Here is a 15,860-nt window from a genome sequence, read left to right as displayed (position 1 = left end):
ATCATATGGCTGCTGACACCGGCGGCATACGCGCCTTTCAGCCGGCGTTTGAACGGCTTGCCGCGGCGGGTCTGAACGTAGGCGCCGGCATGGGTCGGGCGAAAAGAGGGTCGAGTCGAGTGTGATCACGTCTTCCTGAACCCAACCGCCGTTATCCAGGGTGCTCAGCAGCGCCTCGTTCATCTTGTCCAAGCGACCGGCTCGAAAGCGGTGATACATCTGGTTGAGCGTGCTGTAGTCCGGCGCGGCGGTCAGCTCCAACACGTCGCGGCGTTCCCGGCTCATCAACCGCAACGCTTCAAAGTCGCGGTAGCTCATCTTAAAGTAGAAGCTCAGCAGCGCGCACGTCGCCAACTGCGGCAGGGTGAACTGCTTCAGGCTGAACGGGTGGCTGTAGCGCGGGAACGCCGCCTGCGCCTGGGCGTAGATGATCCGCGCCGCTTGCACATGCCGACGCTCACGCAGCCGTCTACCTTTGGTTTTGGCATTCATCGCTTCGCATTATGCGAGGCTTTCAACTGAGCATCAATTATCAATATATCCTTTGGCCCGATCTTCAACGTGGAGGCGTCGGTTCGGTCTTGGTTTGTGCACCTAGTCCCGCGTATCTGGAAAGGCAGTATAAGTATAGGCTCGCATCGGGGTTTTGTCAAAACGCCCAACGTGGGCGGCGCCCACATGGTATCTATCGGGCCGGCGGCGCGCTGCGCAGAGGCAATGCGCACCTGCCGCTTCTAGCGCAGCGCTTGATTTGTATCGCGCGTTGAGCGCCATGCAACGCCATTCGCCGTCGCTGTGCGATGTGCATGGTCAACTTTCGCGTATAGTCCCGGTTCTGAGTCTCGTCGGGAGGAAACATGATCCAACCCATCCAACGACGTGAAGCAACCGATGCGATGCGCGACCGGCTGATCGCGCATCGCCGCGATCTACACCAGCATCTGGAGCTGGCCTTTCAGGTTGCCGAACATCGGTAGCCCTGCTTGTGGCCAGCGCCGTTCGGATGCTGGCGTCGTAGCTGCGGAGCAACCAAACGCTGCAGTATCATCTGCGATCATTGCTCCATCCCCATGGCAAAGATCATTGACGGCGCGGCGATCGCCGCGACCATTCGGGCCGAGATCAAGGAAGCCGTGGCGCGCTTGAAAGCGGAACATGGCGTGACGCCCGGCTTAGCGACGGTGCTGGTTGGGGACGACCCAGCCTCGGCGACCTACGTGCGCAACAAGCGCAAAGCATGTTCTGAAGTAGGCATCGCGTCGTTCGGGTATGAGCTTTCTGCGTCCACGACGCAAGATGAACTGATGCGGCTGATGCGCGACTTGAGCGCGCGTGAAGACGTGCATGGCATCCTGGTGCAGTTGCCCCTGCCGGCGCATCTGGATGAGCAAGCGATCCTGGCCGCAGTTCCGCTGCACAAAGATGTGGACGGCTTTAACCCGGTCAATCTGGGACTGCTGGGTGTGAAAGGTCGGCAGGCTCCTTTTGCGCCATGCACGCCCCAGGGCTGTATCGAGCTGCTCGAGCGTAGCGACATTCGCATTGCCGGCCGGCGCGCTGTGGTCTTGGGGCGCAGCGCGATCGTCGGCTTGCCCGTCGCGCTGATGCTTCTGGCGCGCGATGCAACGGTAACGGTCTGCCACAGCCGCACGCCCAACATCGCCAGCATCACGCGCACCGCCGATATTCTTGTCGCCGCAATCGGCAAGCCACGCTTCGTCACCGGTGACATGGTGAAGGCCGGCGTCGTGGTGATTGATGTGGGCATCAACCGTGTCCCAGACGCAAATCATCCGCGCGGCTCGCGCCTGGTGGGCGATGTGGACTTCGACGAGGTCAGCGAGGAGGCGTCGGCCATTACTCCCGTGCCCGGCGGCGTTGGCCCGATGACGATTGCGATGTTGCTGAGGAACACGTTGATCGCGGCTCAGCGGCGCGTGACGGGAGTGATGGGATAAAACGCGAGCTTCCGTAGCCGTATGGACTACGGAAGCTCGGCGCAGCTCCTCGAACAGGGCTCGAACCTGTAACCTACCGGTTAACAGCCGGTTGCTCTACCCATTGAGCTATCGAGGATAGCAGTTGGTATTATACACAAAACGCCAGTCTGCCCTGGCGCGGGGGCGCAGGGCGTGGCATGTTGCCTATAATCTCATGGCGCGAACTGCGCGGCTCGTAGATCATGACCAATCGCTCCGCCAACACTGCATCGTCGCCCCGGACAGACGTCATCACGTCGGCTGGGCAGCAGCGCCGCGCGGTTCGTGTGGCGCCACTCGCCGCGCTCGTGGCGCTCTATGCGTGTGGCTTGCTCGGCATGGTGGCGGTCGCCGGCCTGACCGGCGCGCAAGCGGGACAGCGCGAGGCGGCCGTGCGCGCCACAGCGACGGTTGCGGCTTCGTTGCTCGACCGACTCCAGAAAGGGAACGACCTCATGCGCGAGGGCAAGTATGCTTTGGCCGAGGCGAACTATGCCTACATCTTGCAGTACCAACCCGAGAACTACGGCGTGCGCAGCTTGATCGCGACGGCGATCGCGGCCCAAACGCCTACGCCGCCGCCGCCGACGCCTACGCCGCTCCCCGTGGTTGTGGACAAGCCCCGCATCTTTCAGGACTTGGTTGCGGCCAGCGAGCAGAGAGACTGGGATTCGGTCATTCGCCTGGCCGATCAACTCATCGCTCTGGACCGCGACTTTGAGGCGGCGATGGTGGGCGACCTGCGCTATCGCGCGCTGGTGGAGCGCGGGTTGAGCCGGCTGCGCGCCGGCCAGATCGAGCCGGGACTATACGATCTCGATCTCGCTGCTGCGATTCACCCGTTGAGCGACCGCGTTGAAGGCGAGCGACGCCTTGCAGCGGCTTACCAGAGCGCCATGTATTACTTCGGCGCTGATTGGGAGAAGAGCATCGCCCAACTGGAACGCCTGTATCAGAGTGCGCCGGGCTATCGCGACGTCGGCGCTAAGCTGCGCGAAGCCTATCTCCGCGCCGGAGACGCCTATGCCGGCGCCGGCGACTGGTGTGCGGCCGCAAAAAAGTATGAGCGCGCCGCTCAGTTCAGCCCGAACCCCTCACTGGCTGAAAAGCAGCGCGATGCCGATGCGCGCTGCTTGATGGCCTCAGTCAGTGGCAGCGGAGTGAATGTCGGGTCCGCTACGGCCATCCCCAACACCGCCGGCATTACCGGGCGCCTGTTTTACAGCCAGTTTGATCCCGCCACTTATCAATACCGCTACAACGTTTACGACGGCGCGGCTGCACAAGCCTATCAAATTGGATCAGGGCCGCAGCCCAGCTATCGCGCAAGCCTCTCGCCGGATCGCGCGCGCATGGTATATTCGATTTACCAGGACGGATGGAAGGTGGTGATCAGCCCCACCGACGGATCCGGTGCGCTTACTGTTCTCGCGAGCGGGAGCTATCCGGTGTGGGGGCCAAATGGCCTGATCGCCTACCAAGCGTGCACGGATCAGTGCGGCATCCACTTGATCAACCCCGATCAGCCGAGCAGTGTGCGACGGCTCACCACTTCAAGCAGCGATATCAACATGCAATGGTCGCCCAGCGGCGATAAGCTGGTCTATATGTCGAACTTTCCCGGCTCTTGGGAGATTTTCACCGTGTCGCTTTCGGGGATGTTCCAGCAACTGACCGGTTTTGGGGCGAATAGCGGCGCGCCGACATTTTCGCCGGATGGCACGCGCATCGCCTTCATCTCCAACCGCGACGGCGGCAACTGGGCGATTTGGGTCATGAACGCCGACGGCAGCAACCTCGTCCGGCTGATCGAGCTGGGCAGCCAGCATCCGTATTGGCAAGCCGAGCAGTTGCTCTGGCTGCGCTGATATAAAAGAACAGCGGGCGATATGCCCGCCGTTCTTTTTCGGTCGCCCTCATGGCAGGGGAGGGAAGTACGGCGCTGGACTGACTGCCGCTGCGCGCGGGTTGCTGGGATCGCCGAGGAAGTCCCAGTAGAGTGATACGTTCGAGGTGCCGCCGTATTGGACATATTCGACGACGATCGAGTGATTGCCGGCGCCCAAGTTCACGTTTGCCGTGAAGGTGCGCACCGATTGCTCGCGGAATTCATCCATGATCAAGTTGCCGTCCAGATAGATGCGGATGCCGTCATCCACACGAGCCACGAGCTGATAGATGCCGGAGGGGAAGTAGCGCACTTGGCTGAAGCGCGCGCTGAAAGAAGTGCCGGGCACGCCCGACGCCGGCGGCGCGCCATTCCAGTCGAAGCGTAAGCAGCACACGACGGTCCTGGACGCAGCCGGGCCTGCGAAGTTCGTGTTGGCAAAGAAATCAACCGTCCAGGGCCCGTTGTTGAACCCGACGCCAGGCGGCGAGGGTGGGGTCGGTTGTGGTGGCAGTGATCCGACGCGGGTGATGTTGAGCTTGATGAACGCCCGTTGCGTCTGTTCAACATAGTCCACGCGGATTTCGTGTGTGCCTTGTGTGAGGGGTAGGTCTATGCTCGGCGTCTGCCGGCCGACGAAGTTGAGCGCGTCGAGCACAACCTGCCCGTCTACCCAGATGCGAATCCCATCATCCACATCGGCGGCGAAGCGCCATATGCCGGCCGAGAGGTTGATCTTACGCGTCCAGCGCGCAGAGAAATAATCGGGCTGCACGCGCATCAAGTCCGGCGACCCAAACCCCCAATTGAAGTTGATCGCGGATTCGTGGCGTGTGAGGGTCGGCGGGCCAGACAGGATGGTGTTGTTCCAGTACTCGCCGAGCCATGGCCCAGCCGGAGGTTGTGGCGAAGCCGGCGGCGCGTAGCGCGGGATGCACAAGCGCTGGCCAACGTAGATGCGCGTGGTCTTCAAGCCGTTCACGCGGCGCAAGGTGAGCACCGTCGTGTTGTAGCGAATGGCCAGCTCGCCCAGCGTGTCGCCCCGGCGAACGATATACCACAGGCAGGTGTAAGCACTGGCTTCAGCGCGCTCCACTGGCATAGCAGCCCCGAGGGCGAAGAGACTGATCGCTATACTTGCCCACAGCGCCAAGACACGCCGTAAGCTCAGCGGCTTGATGTTGTTCACTTGTCGACTCATGCTTCTTACCTCGTCACTTGTAAAAGGGATTGTAGCAACGATGCGCACGATGGGAAGGCGAGCCGGGCATGATGGGTATAATGCCGTGTTCCGCCCGAACTTCACGTATCTCTGCCGCCCGCATGTACATGGACCACCACATTTTGTGGATAAACTTGTGGATATCGAAGCGAGTTCACTTTATATCACTTTCAAGATCGCGCAAATGCTAGATAGCTTTCCCCAGGAGGCCTTTCGTGAATAGACAAACAAGCGTCGCTGTAGCTGTGGGCATCGCTGCGGCGCTCATCCTCTCCGCCTGTGATGCTCAGCCGGCGAATTTACCTACCTCAACGCCCCACTCGGCGACACCGACGCCTGGCAGTGTGGTCGGTCAACCAAAAGCAGCCGCGACTCCATCGCCCGCTGCTCATAGCGCAACACGACCGTTTGCGAAACTTTCCCCTGCCGAGCGCGCGCGCGTGGGCGGCGCGCCGCCGCCGCTCACCATAGACCCATCCCAGAGATACCTCGCCACGATCAAGACTGCCAAGGGCGACATCGTGGTAGAGCTGAACGCTCAGGCGGCCCCGCAAACGGTCAACAATTTCATTTATCTGGCGCAGAATGGGTTCTACGACGGCCTGACGTTCCATCGCGTCGAGCCGGGCTTCGTCATTCAGGGCGGCGATCCGCTCGGCAACGGCACCGGCGGGCCCGGCTATGATATTCCGCCGGAGATCAAGTTGCCGCATGTGGATGGGGCAATCGCCATGGCGCGTCTGGGCGGCCCGCCGGAAAGCACGCCGAGCAGCGGTAGCCAGTTCTACATCACCATCGGCGCGCAGCCCAATCTCGACAACAACTACACCGTCTTCGGGGTGACGATTCGTGGCCAGGACGTGGTGCGCGCCATCCGGGTCGGCGACGTGATCCAACGGATAGACATCACGACCGCGGATGGGAGCGCTGTCGCTGTGGCGCCGCCGCAGGCAACCGCCATCCCAGCGCCTACGCCCCTGCCCAAGCCGGTGACGTGCGAGGCTGTCCCACTCAACGTCAACGCCGATGACCACATACTGGGCAACCCGCAGGCTGCGACCACGATTATTGAGTATGGCGACTTCCAGTGCCCGGCCTGCGCGGCCTTCCATCCCCAAATGAAGACGCTCATGGGAACGGTGAGCGACACCGTGCGATTGGTCTTCCGCCACTTCCCACTCCCGCAGCATGATAAGGCGATCCCCACTGCGCGTGCTGCCGAAGCGGCTGCGCTGCAAGGCAAGTTCTGGGAGATGCATGACTTGCTTTATGAGAAGCAGGGTGAGTGGTCGAACAAACCGTTGGCCGAGATCACGGCGACGCTCAAGGCCTACGCTGAGGCGTTGAAACTGGACGTTGCGCAATTTGAGCGCGACCTGGTCAGCGACGCCGTCGCCGCGCGCGTGCAGCGCGATGTGGCTTCGGGCCGGGCCGCTAACGTTGCCGGCACGCCGTGGCTCTTCCTGGATGGCCGTGACATCCCGCTGCAAGCGTTCCAGCAACCCGACACAGCAGCGCAGCTTCGCAGCTATGCCGATCGCCGCGCAAAGGACATCGCCGGCCTCAGCACCAAGGCGTTCAACTTCGCCAAGCCGGAGCAGGTCACGCGCAAGGACGCCAAATACGTGATGACGGTCAAGACGAATCGCGGCGACGTTGTGGCCGAACTCGATCCGGCGCTTGCGCCGGTCAACGTCAACGCGACGGTGTTCCTGGCCCAGCAAGGCTACTTCGATGGCGCGCCGGTCGTCTTGAACGACCCGCAGATCGGCGCGATCCTGTTCGGCAATCCTACGGCCGCCGGCAATCCCGGCTTCGAGTGCGGCGTTGAGCTGACGCCGGGCGCGATGTCCAAGCCGGGCATCGTCGCGCTGTTCGGCAACGGTAACACCAGCAGCGCGCAGCTCATCTTTACTTACTCGCCCACCCTGGAGCTGGACGGCCGTTTCTCGATTATCGGCCAAGTCATCTCCGGCCTGGAGGTGGTCAAGTCGCTCAAGGCGGCTCAGGGCGACGCTAAGGCCGACGCGATCCAGTCTGTGATCGTAGAACCGAAGCGGTAAAGATGCTGCTCCGAATCCTGACGCATCATGTTTGTGCATACACTGCAGGTGCGCTTCCGCGACCTGGACGCCTACAATCACGTCAATAACGCAGTGTATCTGACCTATTTTGAGGAGGCGCGTATCGCATTCATCACTGCCATCGGCATGCGCGGCCTGTTCTCCCCCGAACGCAGCACGGTCCTCGCGCATGCGGAGATAGACTATCGCGCGCCGGCGCGGCTCGGCGATCGGCTCGACATCGCGGTGAGCGTGGGCGAGATCCGCAATACTTCGTACGCGTTGCACTACCGCATCACGCGCCAGGCCGATGGCGCACTGATCGCGACGGGCAAAACGGTTCAGGTATGCTTCAACTTCGTGCTGAACGCGCCGACGCGGCTGCCCGAAGCGTGGCGGGCATTGTTGCGCGACAGGGCGCAAGCAGAATCCCATGGGGCTATAGAAGCGCGATGACATCTCCTCCTGCTTTGCTGGCGCTTGAAGACGGCACCTGCTGGCCGGGCGCCGGCTTCGGCAAAATCGGTGAGACGACCGGCGAGGTGGTCTTCAACACCTCGATGACGGGCTATCAAGAAATCATCACCGATCCTTCGTACTATGGTCAAATCGTGGTGATGACTGCGCCGCAGATCGGCAATGTGGGCACAAACCCCGACGATGACGAATCGCATCGCGCCTGGGTGGCCGGCTTTGCCGTGCGCGAGCTTAGCCCGATCGCCAGCAACTACCGCAGCCGAAAGCCGCTTAACGAGTACTTAAAAGATCATGGCGTGGTGGGCATAATGGGGCTGAGCACCCGCGCGCTGGTCAGGCACATCCGAGAGAAAGGCGCCATGCGCGGCGCAATCTCGTCGGTCAACACCGACCCGGAACGCTTGATCGAGATGGCGCGCGCCAGCCGCGATATGAACGGCGCTGACCTGGCCCGCGAGGTCACCTGTGACGAACCCTATCGCTGGGTGGAGGGGGTAGACGCGCAGTGGTACGTCGAGCCGGCCGCTTGGATGCCCGACGAGCCATCCGCAGCGCGGCCGCACATAGTTGCTTTCGACTTCGGCGTCAAGCGCAACATTCTGCGCCTATTGGCCTCGCGCGGCTGTCGGATCACCGTTGTCCCAGCGACGACGACGGCCGAGGAGGTGCTGGCCATGCAGCCGGATGGCGTGTTCCTCTCGAACGGCCCCGGCGATCCGGCGGCATGTACCTATGCCATCGAGACTACTCGTCGGCTGCTCGGCCGGACGCCGATCTTTGGCATCTGTCTCGGCCATCAGATCCTTGGCCTGGCGTTGGGCGGTCGCACCTACAAGATGAAGTTCGGCCATCGTGGCGGCAATCAGCCGGTGCTGGCCAACAGCCGCGTCGAGATCAGCAGCCACAACCACGGCTTTGCCGTTCACGCCGATAGCCTGCCGCCGGGGGTGGAGATCACACACGTGAACCTGAACGACGGCTGTGTCGAGGGGCTGCGAGTGCCAGCGTGCAATGCTTTCAGCGTGCAATATCACCCGGAAGCCTCCCCGGGCCCACATGACGCAGGCTATCTGTTCGATCAATTCATCCAAGCCGTTCGATCGCGCGCTCGGGGCGCCTCTGAAGATGGTGCACAGGGTTAGACGCTTTGCGCGCATCTCCTGCTCGGGGCTGCGCCGGAATTTTTCAGGCGCGCTTAGCGGCCATGGATGATACTTCAGGCGTGTCCGAATCTCAGCGAAGTCGTTGACAACCCTTGACCCATCTTTATAATCGCGCACGAAGTCCAAGACCGCAACTACCGTGAGAATCCAATGACTGCACCACTTGACGCCACGCTGATGGCTACGGTTCATTTAGCAGCGATACACGCATTTCCCATGGCTGCGCATTCGGGCGGTGTCACTGCGCCGATCAACTATGCTCCGCTCGACGACGACGACGAGGACTTCGACGATGAAGACCTCGACGTAGACCTGGGTGATGATGACGATTTCGCGGATGACCTCGACGATATCGAAGACGATATTCTGGACGAGGACGAAGCGGAGGATGAAATTTCCCTGGAAGAACTTGACGACGAGGAAGACTTCGACGAGGAAGACTTCGACGAGGAAGACTTCGACGAGGAAGACTTCGACGAGGAAGACGAAGAGGACTTCGACTTCGAAGACTTCGACGAGGAAGACGAAGACGAACTCCTCTGGGATGATGACGAAGACGATGAGGACGACTTCGACGAAGAGTGACTGTGGGGTGGATTGAGCCGTTCGCCTGTGACTAGCGGCTCATCGGTGGGTCGGGCACAAGCTGCGCGAAGCGGTGGACGATTCGCGCAATCTCCAGCGCGGAATCCGGCCGCGCCAAGCGCGCGGAAGCCTGACGGGCCAGTTCCATCGCAGCAGGATCGGCCAGCCACTGTTTCAACTGCTTGAGCACCGCCCAAGGCGTTGGGCACCAGACGCCGGCGCCGCTGTTGACCACGTAATCCACGTTGCCTTCCTCCTGCCCCGGCACTGCATCGTAGAGGATGATCGGCAGGTGGGCGACGAACGCCTCGCAAATCGTCCCTGGGCCGGCTTTGGTGACGATGACGTCCGCAGCGCCCATCAGCTCCGGGATGTTGTTGACAAAGCCAAAGACGCGCATGGGCACGCGGGGGTTCAGGAACTCCAGATTCTCCTTTACGGTTTGGTTTCGCCCACATACGACGATGAGCTGCAACGGCAACCCGCTCAGGGCGATCTGACGCGCTGTCACCTCTAAGCGGCCCATGCCATCGCCGCCGCCGATGAGCAGTACGGTCATCCGCTCGTCCAGATTTAGTGCACGCCGTGTGGTAGCGCCGTGGGTGACGCGCTGGGCGAAGTCCGGCGCGATCGGCTGGCCGGTTACGCTGATTTTCTCTTCGGGCACGAGGTTCTTGATCGCCTCCGCGCGCGCCTCTTCTGTCGGCACGATCAGATGGTCGGCATCGGTCACGTAGTGCGCCACATGCCCCGAGACCAGATCGGTGACGACGTGGATGAACGGCGTCTGCATGTTACGCCGGCGCAGCGCCATCGGAATGCTCTGGTTGAATAGCAAATGGCACGAGACATACACATCGGCCGGATGGTCTTTCACGATGGCGTCGGCGGTCTTTTCGCTGAGCGGTTCGAGCATGTTGCGCAGCGCAATGATCCGCCGGCGGTTGTTGCTGGCGTGAAAGCCAAGCGCATACAACACGCGTGCGTGGTTGACCCACATCGGGTAAGTTTCGGTGAAAGCGTTGATCAGAAATGGCACGTTGCGCAGCCCATCCACCAGTTGGACGTCATACGCGCCAGGATAGAGGATTTCGATGCCCTGAGCGATGGCCTGTGCAGCGCTGCGATGGCCACCGCCGGTATTGCCGTAGAGCAGGACGATTCTTTTTTTCATGGAATTTCGATAGACGCTTTGCGGCTGTTGTCTCGCGATCACGCGCGGACGCGACGCTCGATATGCCTGACCCCTGGACGCATGACACCGCGTGGCGGCCCCGTTCACCGGGTTGGCTGCGCGGCAGAGACGACTCGCTCCAACCGTCTTTCAAACTCCCTGCGGGTGAGCAGAACGCGGCGGCCACACGTGTGACATTTCAGCCCGATATCGGCGCCGATGCGCAGCACGGTCCAATCATAGCTGCCACATGGATGGGGTTTGCGCAACCGCACCACATCACCAACTTGGATGGGCGTCACGCGGATAAACGCCATACACCGCGATTATAGGATGTGCCGCCCCGGCTATAATCTCGGCGTTGATGAACGGTCCCCTCGTCGGCGTCTTCGACGGCTTGGCCCGTGGAGATGTCGCCCTAGTCTTCTCACAACTGATAGTCTTAGCGCTGCTGCTCGGCGTCGCATTTCCCATCCATGAGTTGGCGCACGCGCTCACCGCTCGACAACTCGGAGATGACACCGGCGAACGCTTAGGACGGATCACGCTCAACCCGCTTGCGCACCTCGATCCGTTCGGCAGCCTGCTGTTTGTGTTAACCGGATTTGGCTGGGCGAAGCCCGTTCCGGTGAGCCCCTATCGGTTGCGCGGCGATATGCGGACATCGTTTGCAGCCGTTGCGTTGGCTGGGCCGCTCTCCAATCTGCTGTTGGCTGCGCTGTTTGCGTTGCTCTTTCGTCTGACCTTACTGTTTTTCGATCACAGTTCTTGGTCAACGAATGTGCTGCTGTTTGCCTTCTCCGTCGCTGTGCAACTCAATATTCTTCTGGCCCTTTTCAATTTGATCCCGATCCCGCCGCTGGACGGCTCGCGGCTGCTCGCGGCGCTGCTGCCGAATCAAAGTCAAATATGGATGGATCAGTTGGAGCGTTATGGGTTTATCATCTTAATCGCGCTTTCAGCGACGGGCGTGTTGGGCCAGTTAATTGTGCGACCGGCGACGCTGTTGAGCCGCACGTTGCTCGGGCTGTGAGCGATTGGTTGGAGCGGAACGCATAGGGAACTGCAAGATGAACAAAGCCAAAATTGCCTTGGTCGGTTGCGATTTTGTCGGCATGTCGCTGGGCATGGCCGTCAAGCAGGCGCTCAAAGAGGTCGAGGTGGTGGGCCATGACAAGGACCGCGATGCCATGCGCCGGGCCGAGCTCGCCAAAGCCATTGATCACAGTGAATGGAATCTGCCTCGCGCGTGTGAGAATGCGGCGGCTGTTTTTATCTGCGCCCCCCACGAAGCGTTGGAAGTCACCCTGCGCGCCATCGCGCCCGACCTCGGCCCGAACACCATCGTTGCAACCGTCGGCGCACCCCACGTCGCCGCGTTGCGAGTGGCCGAAGGCTTGCTGGGCGGCGATGTGCCTTTCTTCAGCACGTCGCTGGTCTATCATCCTGACCGAGTGAATGACGAGGGCGAACTGCCCAGCGCCGACAGCGTGCGCGACGCGATCTGGGCGATCGTGCCGAGCCGCGGCACCCGCACCCAGATGGTGGACACATTTGTCGCCTTAGCGAATCAGATGGGCGCTAAGCCTATCTTCGTGGATCCGGCCGAACGCGACGGCATGGCGGTGGCGGTGGATGCGATGCCGGCAATCCTCAGCAGCATGCTGATGCTGGCTGTGAGCAGCGATGCCGCCTGGCGGGATCGGATGTGGATGGCCGGCGCCGCGTTTGGCCGGGCGGTCAACGGCGCCGGACGCGCGCCGAGCTTCTCCACCGCCCTGGAGGCGCAGCCGGATGTGGTTGTACATTGGCTGAACCAGGTGATGCTGCAATGTATGGCGCTGCGCGACGCCATCGCCGCGCATAACACCGAGTCGGTTACACGCATGTTGACGCAGGCTGAGGAGCGCCGCCGGGAGTGGCTGGCCAACTGGCGTCGAGGCCGGATCGAAGGGCATATCCCCATCGAGCGGGACTCCGGCGGGTTGCTCAAGATGTTCCTGGGTGAGGGTATGGCAAGCCGACTCACCGGCAACAAGAGGCGCTAGCGTCACATGCCCGTCAATATCGAATAACGCGGCGCCGGTTCAGCGATAGCCAGCGCCGCCGCGTCGCGAGAATCATTGCACACCATGCATATTCTCAGTCTGGCCCCCACCTCCTTTTTTAGCGACTACGGTTGTCATGTGCGCATCCTGGAGGAAGCGCGCGCCTTGCAGGCGCTCGGCCATCAAGTCACCATCCTCACCTACTACAAGGGCAGCGATGTTCCCGGCATCCGTATTGTGCGCACCATGCCGACGCCCTGGCATCGCGACTACGAGGTTGGATCGTCGCGTCACAAATTTGCCTTTGACGCCCTGCTCGGCATCCGATTGTTGCGCGTCCTGAGCCGCAACCGATTTGACGTGATCCATGCCCACTTGCACGAGGGCGCGCTGATCGCCGGCGTGCTGGCCCGACCATGGCGCATCCCGGTCATCTTCGATTATCAGGGCAGCCTGACCGATGAGTTGCTGCAACACCGTTTCATCAAGGCGAACTCTATGGCTCATGCGATCTTTCGGCGCGTCGAACAGGTGGTCGATCGCATCCCCCATGCCGTCTTAACCAGCACACGTCATGCAGCGAGCGCGCTGCGGGCGAAATTAGGGGATCGGGTTCCGGTGCAGGCGCTGCCCGACGGCGTCAATTCGCAAGTCTTTCGCCCAGACGTGCTCTCTGCCGAAGCCCGCGCGCACTTACGCGCGCGATGGGGAATTGCGCCGGATGAACCGCTGGTCGTCTTTATTGGCCTGCTGGCGGCGCACCAGGGCATTCGGAACCTGATCGAGGCTGCTGCGCGCCTGAAGGCTGAAGGGCGGCGCCTGCGCTGGCTGGTGATGGGATATCCTGGCGTGGAGACGTGGCAGCGGGTGGCCGCAGAGGCCGGAACGCTGCCCGAGGTCATCTTTACCGGGCGCGTGCCGTATCTTGAGGCGCCGCGCATGTTGGCGCTTGGCGATTTGGCCGTTGCTCCTAAGCTGTCGCTGACCGAAGGCAGCGGCAAAATCCTCAACTACATGGCAATGGCGCTGCCGACGGTGGCCTTCGATACGCCGGCGCAACGCGAATACCTTGGCGCGTTGGGCGTATATGCGCCGCCCGGCGATAGCGAGGCGCTGGCGCGCCGCGTGGCAGATTTGCTCGACCACCCACAGCGTCGGCGAATGCTGGGCGAGCAGTTGCGCCATAGGGCGGTTCAACGATTCGGGTGGGAGCATGCCGCCTCGGTCATGACATCGCTCTACGAGCAATTGCTTGCCCGCTCGAAGACACAACCGGTGCGCCCCCGAAGGCATCAACAAGACGAGACGGTCTTATGAAGCGCTTCTGCTCTGAACTGGCTGAGATTTGGAAGTATCGGGCGTTGCTGCGGATGCTCGTTGTGCGCGACCTGAAGACGCGCTACCGCGGCTCTCTGCTCGGCGTCGCGTGGTCATTCCTGCAACCGCTGGGCATGATGCTGGTGATGACATTTGCTTTTGGCATCATCAATCGCGCGCCGCCGACGATTCAACACTACAACGTGTTCATCCTGTCGGGGTTGTTGGCCTGGAATTTCTTCTCCGCAGCGGTGACCGGCGCCACCGGCAGCGTTGTGGCGAACGCCGCGCTGGTCAAAAAAGTGTACTTTCCGCGCGCGATTTTGCCGGTGTCGGTGGTGATCTCCAACCTGGTGAATTTTCTGCTGGCGTTGCCGGTGTGGCTGTTGGTGACGGTCCTCTCCGGCCACCCCGTCTCCTCGGCGTTGCTGATGCTGCCCTTGGTGATCATCGTTCAGGTTCTGTTCAACATCGGCGTATCGTTCTTGTTGTCCACGCTCAATGTGTTCTATCGCGATACGCAATTCATCCTGGAGCTGAGCATGCTGGCGCTGTTCTTCCTCACGCCGATCTGGTACGACATAGACAACGCGCCGCAGCCTGAAGTCGGCCTGTGGGTGCGCCGACTTAATCCGATGGCGTCTTTGGTCAACATTTACCAGGATTTGATGTACTGGGGTAGGCTGACCGATCTGGACTTCGTCCTGCGCACGGTAGCCACCGCGATCGCCGTGTTGTTCGTCGGCTACCTGGTCTTCCGGCGCTTCAGCCCTCGGTTTGGTGAAGAAGTGTGAGACGCGCCGGCCCCCGAAATTGCGCGTAAAGATTGAGGTGATGCGTGAGGCCGATTCCGCTCGCTGCGATTCGACATCTCATCGTTGACATGGATGGCGTGCTCTGGCGCGGCAGCCAAGCGCTGCCGGGCATGTCGCGATTTTTTGAGACGGCGCGCAGTTTGGGGATCCGGTTCATCCTGGCAACCAACAATGCCAGCAAGAGCGGTGCGGAGTATCTCGCCAAGCTGCGTGGGTTTGGTGTGTCGGTGACGCTTGACGAAGTGCTCACCTCCCCCCAGGCGACGGCAGCCTATTTAGCCCGGCATGCGCCCGAAGCGCGCGTGTTTGTCATCGGAGAGCCTGGCCTGGCCGCCGAATTGCGCGCGAAAGGGTTGCAGGTGGTGAACGAGCAACCCGAGCAGGCGACGCATGTGGTCGTTGGCTGGGACCGCGCGCTAACCTACGATAAGCTCGCCGAGGCATGCTTGCTGATCCGGCGTGGGGCGGCGTTCATCGGCACCAACCCCGATGTGACTTACCCGAGTGAACGCGGCATTGTGCCCGGCAACGGCGCCACGCTCGCCGCGCTGCGTGTCTCAACAGGCGTTGAGCCGCTTATCATCGGCAAGCCGCAGCCGGAGATGATGCGCCAGGCGATGGCGCGCATGGGCGGCTCGCCGGAAAACACGGCCGTCGTCGGCGACCGGCTGGACACAGACATCCTGGGCGGCCAGAATGCCGGGCTGACGACGATATTGGTGCTCACCGGCGTGACTTCGCTCGATGAAGCGCGCGACAGTGCGATTCGTCCTGACTACATTTTCCAAGACATCGGCGCGGTGGCCGATGCTTTGCAGCAGGCCAACACCTGACTGTTACACGGCCCCCGCCGACGCCCCTTCTGTGGCGCGCCCACGTCCCCAGCGCTGGGGCGGTGCGCGTATAAGCCTGCCCGTGCCAGCGCAATCGCATCGTCGCGGTGCCCGGCTAGCGCTGCCTAAGCAACTCGCCAGCCGCTTATGTGACAGACCGCTGCAGCGCCGGGTCTATTTCAGTTTGGGGGCGAAGAATAGGCAGCAGACCACATCGCGTCAAAGGCGTGACCCATGACGGCCGCCCGAATCGGGAGCAGACGCTCGATGCCGGGACGGCTCCAGCGCATCCCGCT

Annotated in this window: 14 protein-coding genes, 1 tRNA gene and 1 pseudogene; 11 read left to right on the top strand and 5 right to left on the bottom strand. The window is 61.8% G+C overall.

Translation table 11 applies throughout. The features are described 5' to 3' along the window. Positions 1-492: pseudogene (locus GXH28_RS14530) on the bottom strand (hypothetical protein); the annotation flags it as partial. Positions 493-1,070: 578 nt separating this feature from the next. Between GXH28_RS14530 and folD the strand changes: the two are divergent. Further along, on the top strand, positions 1,071-1,958 hold the full coding sequence (folD, locus tag GXH28_RS14525; RefSeq protein WP_169239746.1) for a bifunctional methylenetetrahydrofolate dehydrogenase/methenyltetrahydrofolate cyclohydrolase FolD: 888 nt from the start codon (positions 1,071-1,073) through the stop codon (positions 1,956-1,958). Positions 1,959-2,003: 45 nt separating this feature from the next. Here folD and GXH28_RS14520 read toward each other — a convergent pair. Then, positions 2,004-2,076, bottom strand: a tRNA-Asn gene (locus GXH28_RS14520). Between the two features lie 106 nt (positions 2,077-2,182). On the opposite strand from GXH28_RS14520, the gene GXH28_RS14515 reads away from it, so the two are divergent. Beyond that, positions 2,183-3,847, top strand: a complete 1,665-nt coding sequence (locus tag GXH28_RS14515) for a PD40 domain-containing protein (RefSeq protein ID WP_169239745.1) — start codon at positions 2,183-2,185, stop codon at positions 3,845-3,847. 48 nt (positions 3,848-3,895) lie between these two features. Here the strand turns inward: GXH28_RS14515 and GXH28_RS14510 are convergent, their stop codons facing one another. Continuing rightward, positions 3,896-5,068 (bottom strand): PA14 domain-containing protein, encoded by a 1,173-nt coding sequence (locus GXH28_RS14510; RefSeq protein ID WP_169239744.1) that lies wholly within the window; start codon positions 5,066-5,068, stop codon positions 3,896-3,898. A 236-nt stretch (positions 5,069-5,304) separates the two neighbouring features. On the opposite strand from GXH28_RS14510, the gene GXH28_RS16890 reads away from it, so the two are divergent. The 4 genes from GXH28_RS16890 (at position 5,305) to GXH28_RS16080 (ending at position 9,377) form a co-directional block, all read left to right on the top strand. Continuing rightward, the gene (locus GXH28_RS16890; RefSeq protein ID WP_169239743.1) at positions 5,305-7,152 is read left to right on the top strand and encodes a peptidylprolyl isomerase; all 1,848 of its coding nucleotides are present in this window, start codon (positions 5,305-5,307) and stop codon (positions 7,150-7,152) included. 27 nt (positions 7,153-7,179) lie between these two features. Continuing rightward, positions 7,180-7,608: an acyl-CoA thioesterase gene (locus tag GXH28_RS14500; RefSeq protein WP_169239742.1), complete on the top strand. Its 429-nt coding sequence runs from the start codon at positions 7,180-7,182 to the stop codon at positions 7,606-7,608. After that, a complete protein-coding gene (gene carA / locus GXH28_RS14495; protein ID WP_169239741.1) occupies positions 7,605-8,771 on the top strand; it encodes a glutamine-hydrolyzing carbamoyl-phosphate synthase small subunit in 1,167 nt (388 codons plus the stop codon). Before GXH28_RS14500 ends, carA begins: the two co-directional genes overlap by 4 nt. 237 nt (positions 8,772-9,008) lie before the next feature. Continuing rightward, positions 9,009-9,377 (top strand): hypothetical protein, encoded by a 369-nt coding sequence (locus GXH28_RS16080; RefSeq protein ID WP_206156872.1) that lies wholly within the window; start codon positions 9,009-9,011, stop codon positions 9,375-9,377. A gap of 31 nt (positions 9,378-9,408) precedes the next feature. On the opposite strand, the gene GXH28_RS14485 is transcribed toward GXH28_RS16080, so the two are convergent. Further along, positions 9,409-10,551, bottom strand: coding sequence for an MGDG synthase family glycosyltransferase (locus tag GXH28_RS14485; protein WP_169239740.1), 1,143 nt, complete (start codon positions 10,549-10,551; stop codon positions 9,409-9,411). Positions 10,552-10,655: 104 nt separating this feature from the next. Continuing rightward, positions 10,656-10,868, bottom strand: a complete 213-nt coding sequence (locus GXH28_RS14480; RefSeq protein ID WP_169239739.1) for a DUF951 domain-containing protein — start codon at positions 10,866-10,868, stop codon at positions 10,656-10,658. Between the two features lie 164 nt (positions 10,869-11,032). On the opposite strand from GXH28_RS14480, the gene GXH28_RS14475 reads away from it, so the two are divergent. From GXH28_RS14475 to GXH28_RS14455, 5 genes are all read left to right on the top strand, one after another. Continuing rightward, a complete protein-coding gene (locus tag GXH28_RS14475; protein ID WP_240550427.1) occupies positions 11,033-11,584 on the top strand; it encodes a site-2 protease family protein in 552 nt (183 codons plus the stop codon). A gap of 37 nt (positions 11,585-11,621) precedes the next feature. Then, positions 11,622-12,599 carry a prephenate dehydrogenase/arogenate dehydrogenase family protein gene (locus GXH28_RS14470; RefSeq protein WP_169239737.1) on the top strand — a complete coding sequence of 326 codons (978 nt, stop codon included), beginning with the start codon at positions 11,622-11,624 and terminating at the stop codon, positions 12,597-12,599. 84 nt (positions 12,600-12,683) lie between these two features. Beyond that, positions 12,684-13,916 (top strand): glycosyltransferase family 4 protein, encoded by a 1,233-nt coding sequence (locus GXH28_RS14465; protein ID WP_169239736.1) that lies wholly within the window; start codon positions 12,684-12,686, stop codon positions 13,914-13,916. Next, positions 13,913-14,710 carry an ABC transporter permease gene (locus GXH28_RS14460; RefSeq protein ID WP_169239735.1) on the top strand — a complete coding sequence of 266 codons (798 nt, stop codon included), beginning with the start codon at positions 13,913-13,915 and terminating at the stop codon, positions 14,708-14,710. Before GXH28_RS14465 ends, GXH28_RS14460 begins: the two co-directional genes overlap by 4 nt. 44 nt (positions 14,711-14,754) lie before the next feature. After that, positions 14,755-15,564, top strand: a complete 810-nt coding sequence (locus tag GXH28_RS14455; RefSeq protein WP_320447970.1) for an HAD-IIA family hydrolase — start codon at positions 14,755-14,757, stop codon at positions 15,562-15,564. The last annotated feature ends 296 nt before the right edge of the window (positions 15,565-15,860 follow it).

Source organism: Candidatus Roseilinea sp. NK_OTU-006 (assembly GCF_012931985.1).
Taxonomy (GTDB): domain Bacteria; phylum Chloroflexota; class Anaerolineae; order J036; family Brachytrichaceae; genus JAAFGM01.
Note: the sequence above shows the minus strand (reverse complement) of the source record. Positions and strands in the feature narration are given on the sequence as shown.

Bases quoted from the DNA above. Each gene is read 5' to 3' on its own strand.
- GXH28_RS14465 (WP_169239736.1), top strand. From the start codon at position 12,684: ATGCATATTCTCAGTCTGGCCCCCACCTCCTTTTTTAGCGACTACGGT.
- GXH28_RS16080 (WP_206156872.1), top strand. From the start codon at position 9,009: ATGGCTGCGCATTCGGGCGGTGTCACTGCGCCGATCAACTATGCTCCG.
- GXH28_RS14470 (WP_169239737.1), top strand. From the start codon at position 11,622: ATGAACAAAGCCAAAATTGCCTTGGTCGGTTGCGATTTTGTCGGCATG.
- GXH28_RS14485 (WP_169239740.1), bottom strand. From the start codon at position 10,551: ATGAAAAAAAGAATCGTCCTGCTCTACGGCAATACCGGCGGTGGCCAT.
- GXH28_RS14515 (WP_169239745.1), top strand. From the start codon at position 2,183: ATGACCAATCGCTCCGCCAACACTGCATCGTCGCCCCGGACAGACGTC.
- GXH28_RS14510 (WP_169239744.1), bottom strand. From the start codon at position 5,068: ATGAGTCGACAAGTGAACAACATCAAGCCGCTGAGCTTACGGCGTGTC.
- GXH28_RS14480 (WP_169239739.1), bottom strand. From the start codon at position 10,868: ATGGCGTTTATCCGCGTGACGCCCATCCAAGTTGGTGATGTGGTGCGG.
- GXH28_RS14460 (WP_169239735.1), top strand. From the start codon at position 13,913: ATGAAGCGCTTCTGCTCTGAACTGGCTGAGATTTGGAAGTATCGGGCG.
- carA (WP_169239741.1), top strand. From the start codon at position 7,605: ATGACATCTCCTCCTGCTTTGCTGGCGCTTGAAGACGGCACCTGCTGG.
- folD (WP_169239746.1), top strand. From the start codon at position 1,071: ATGGCAAAGATCATTGACGGCGCGGCGATCGCCGCGACCATTCGGGCC.
- GXH28_RS14500 (WP_169239742.1), top strand. From the start codon at position 7,180: ATGTTTGTGCATACACTGCAGGTGCGCTTCCGCGACCTGGACGCCTAC.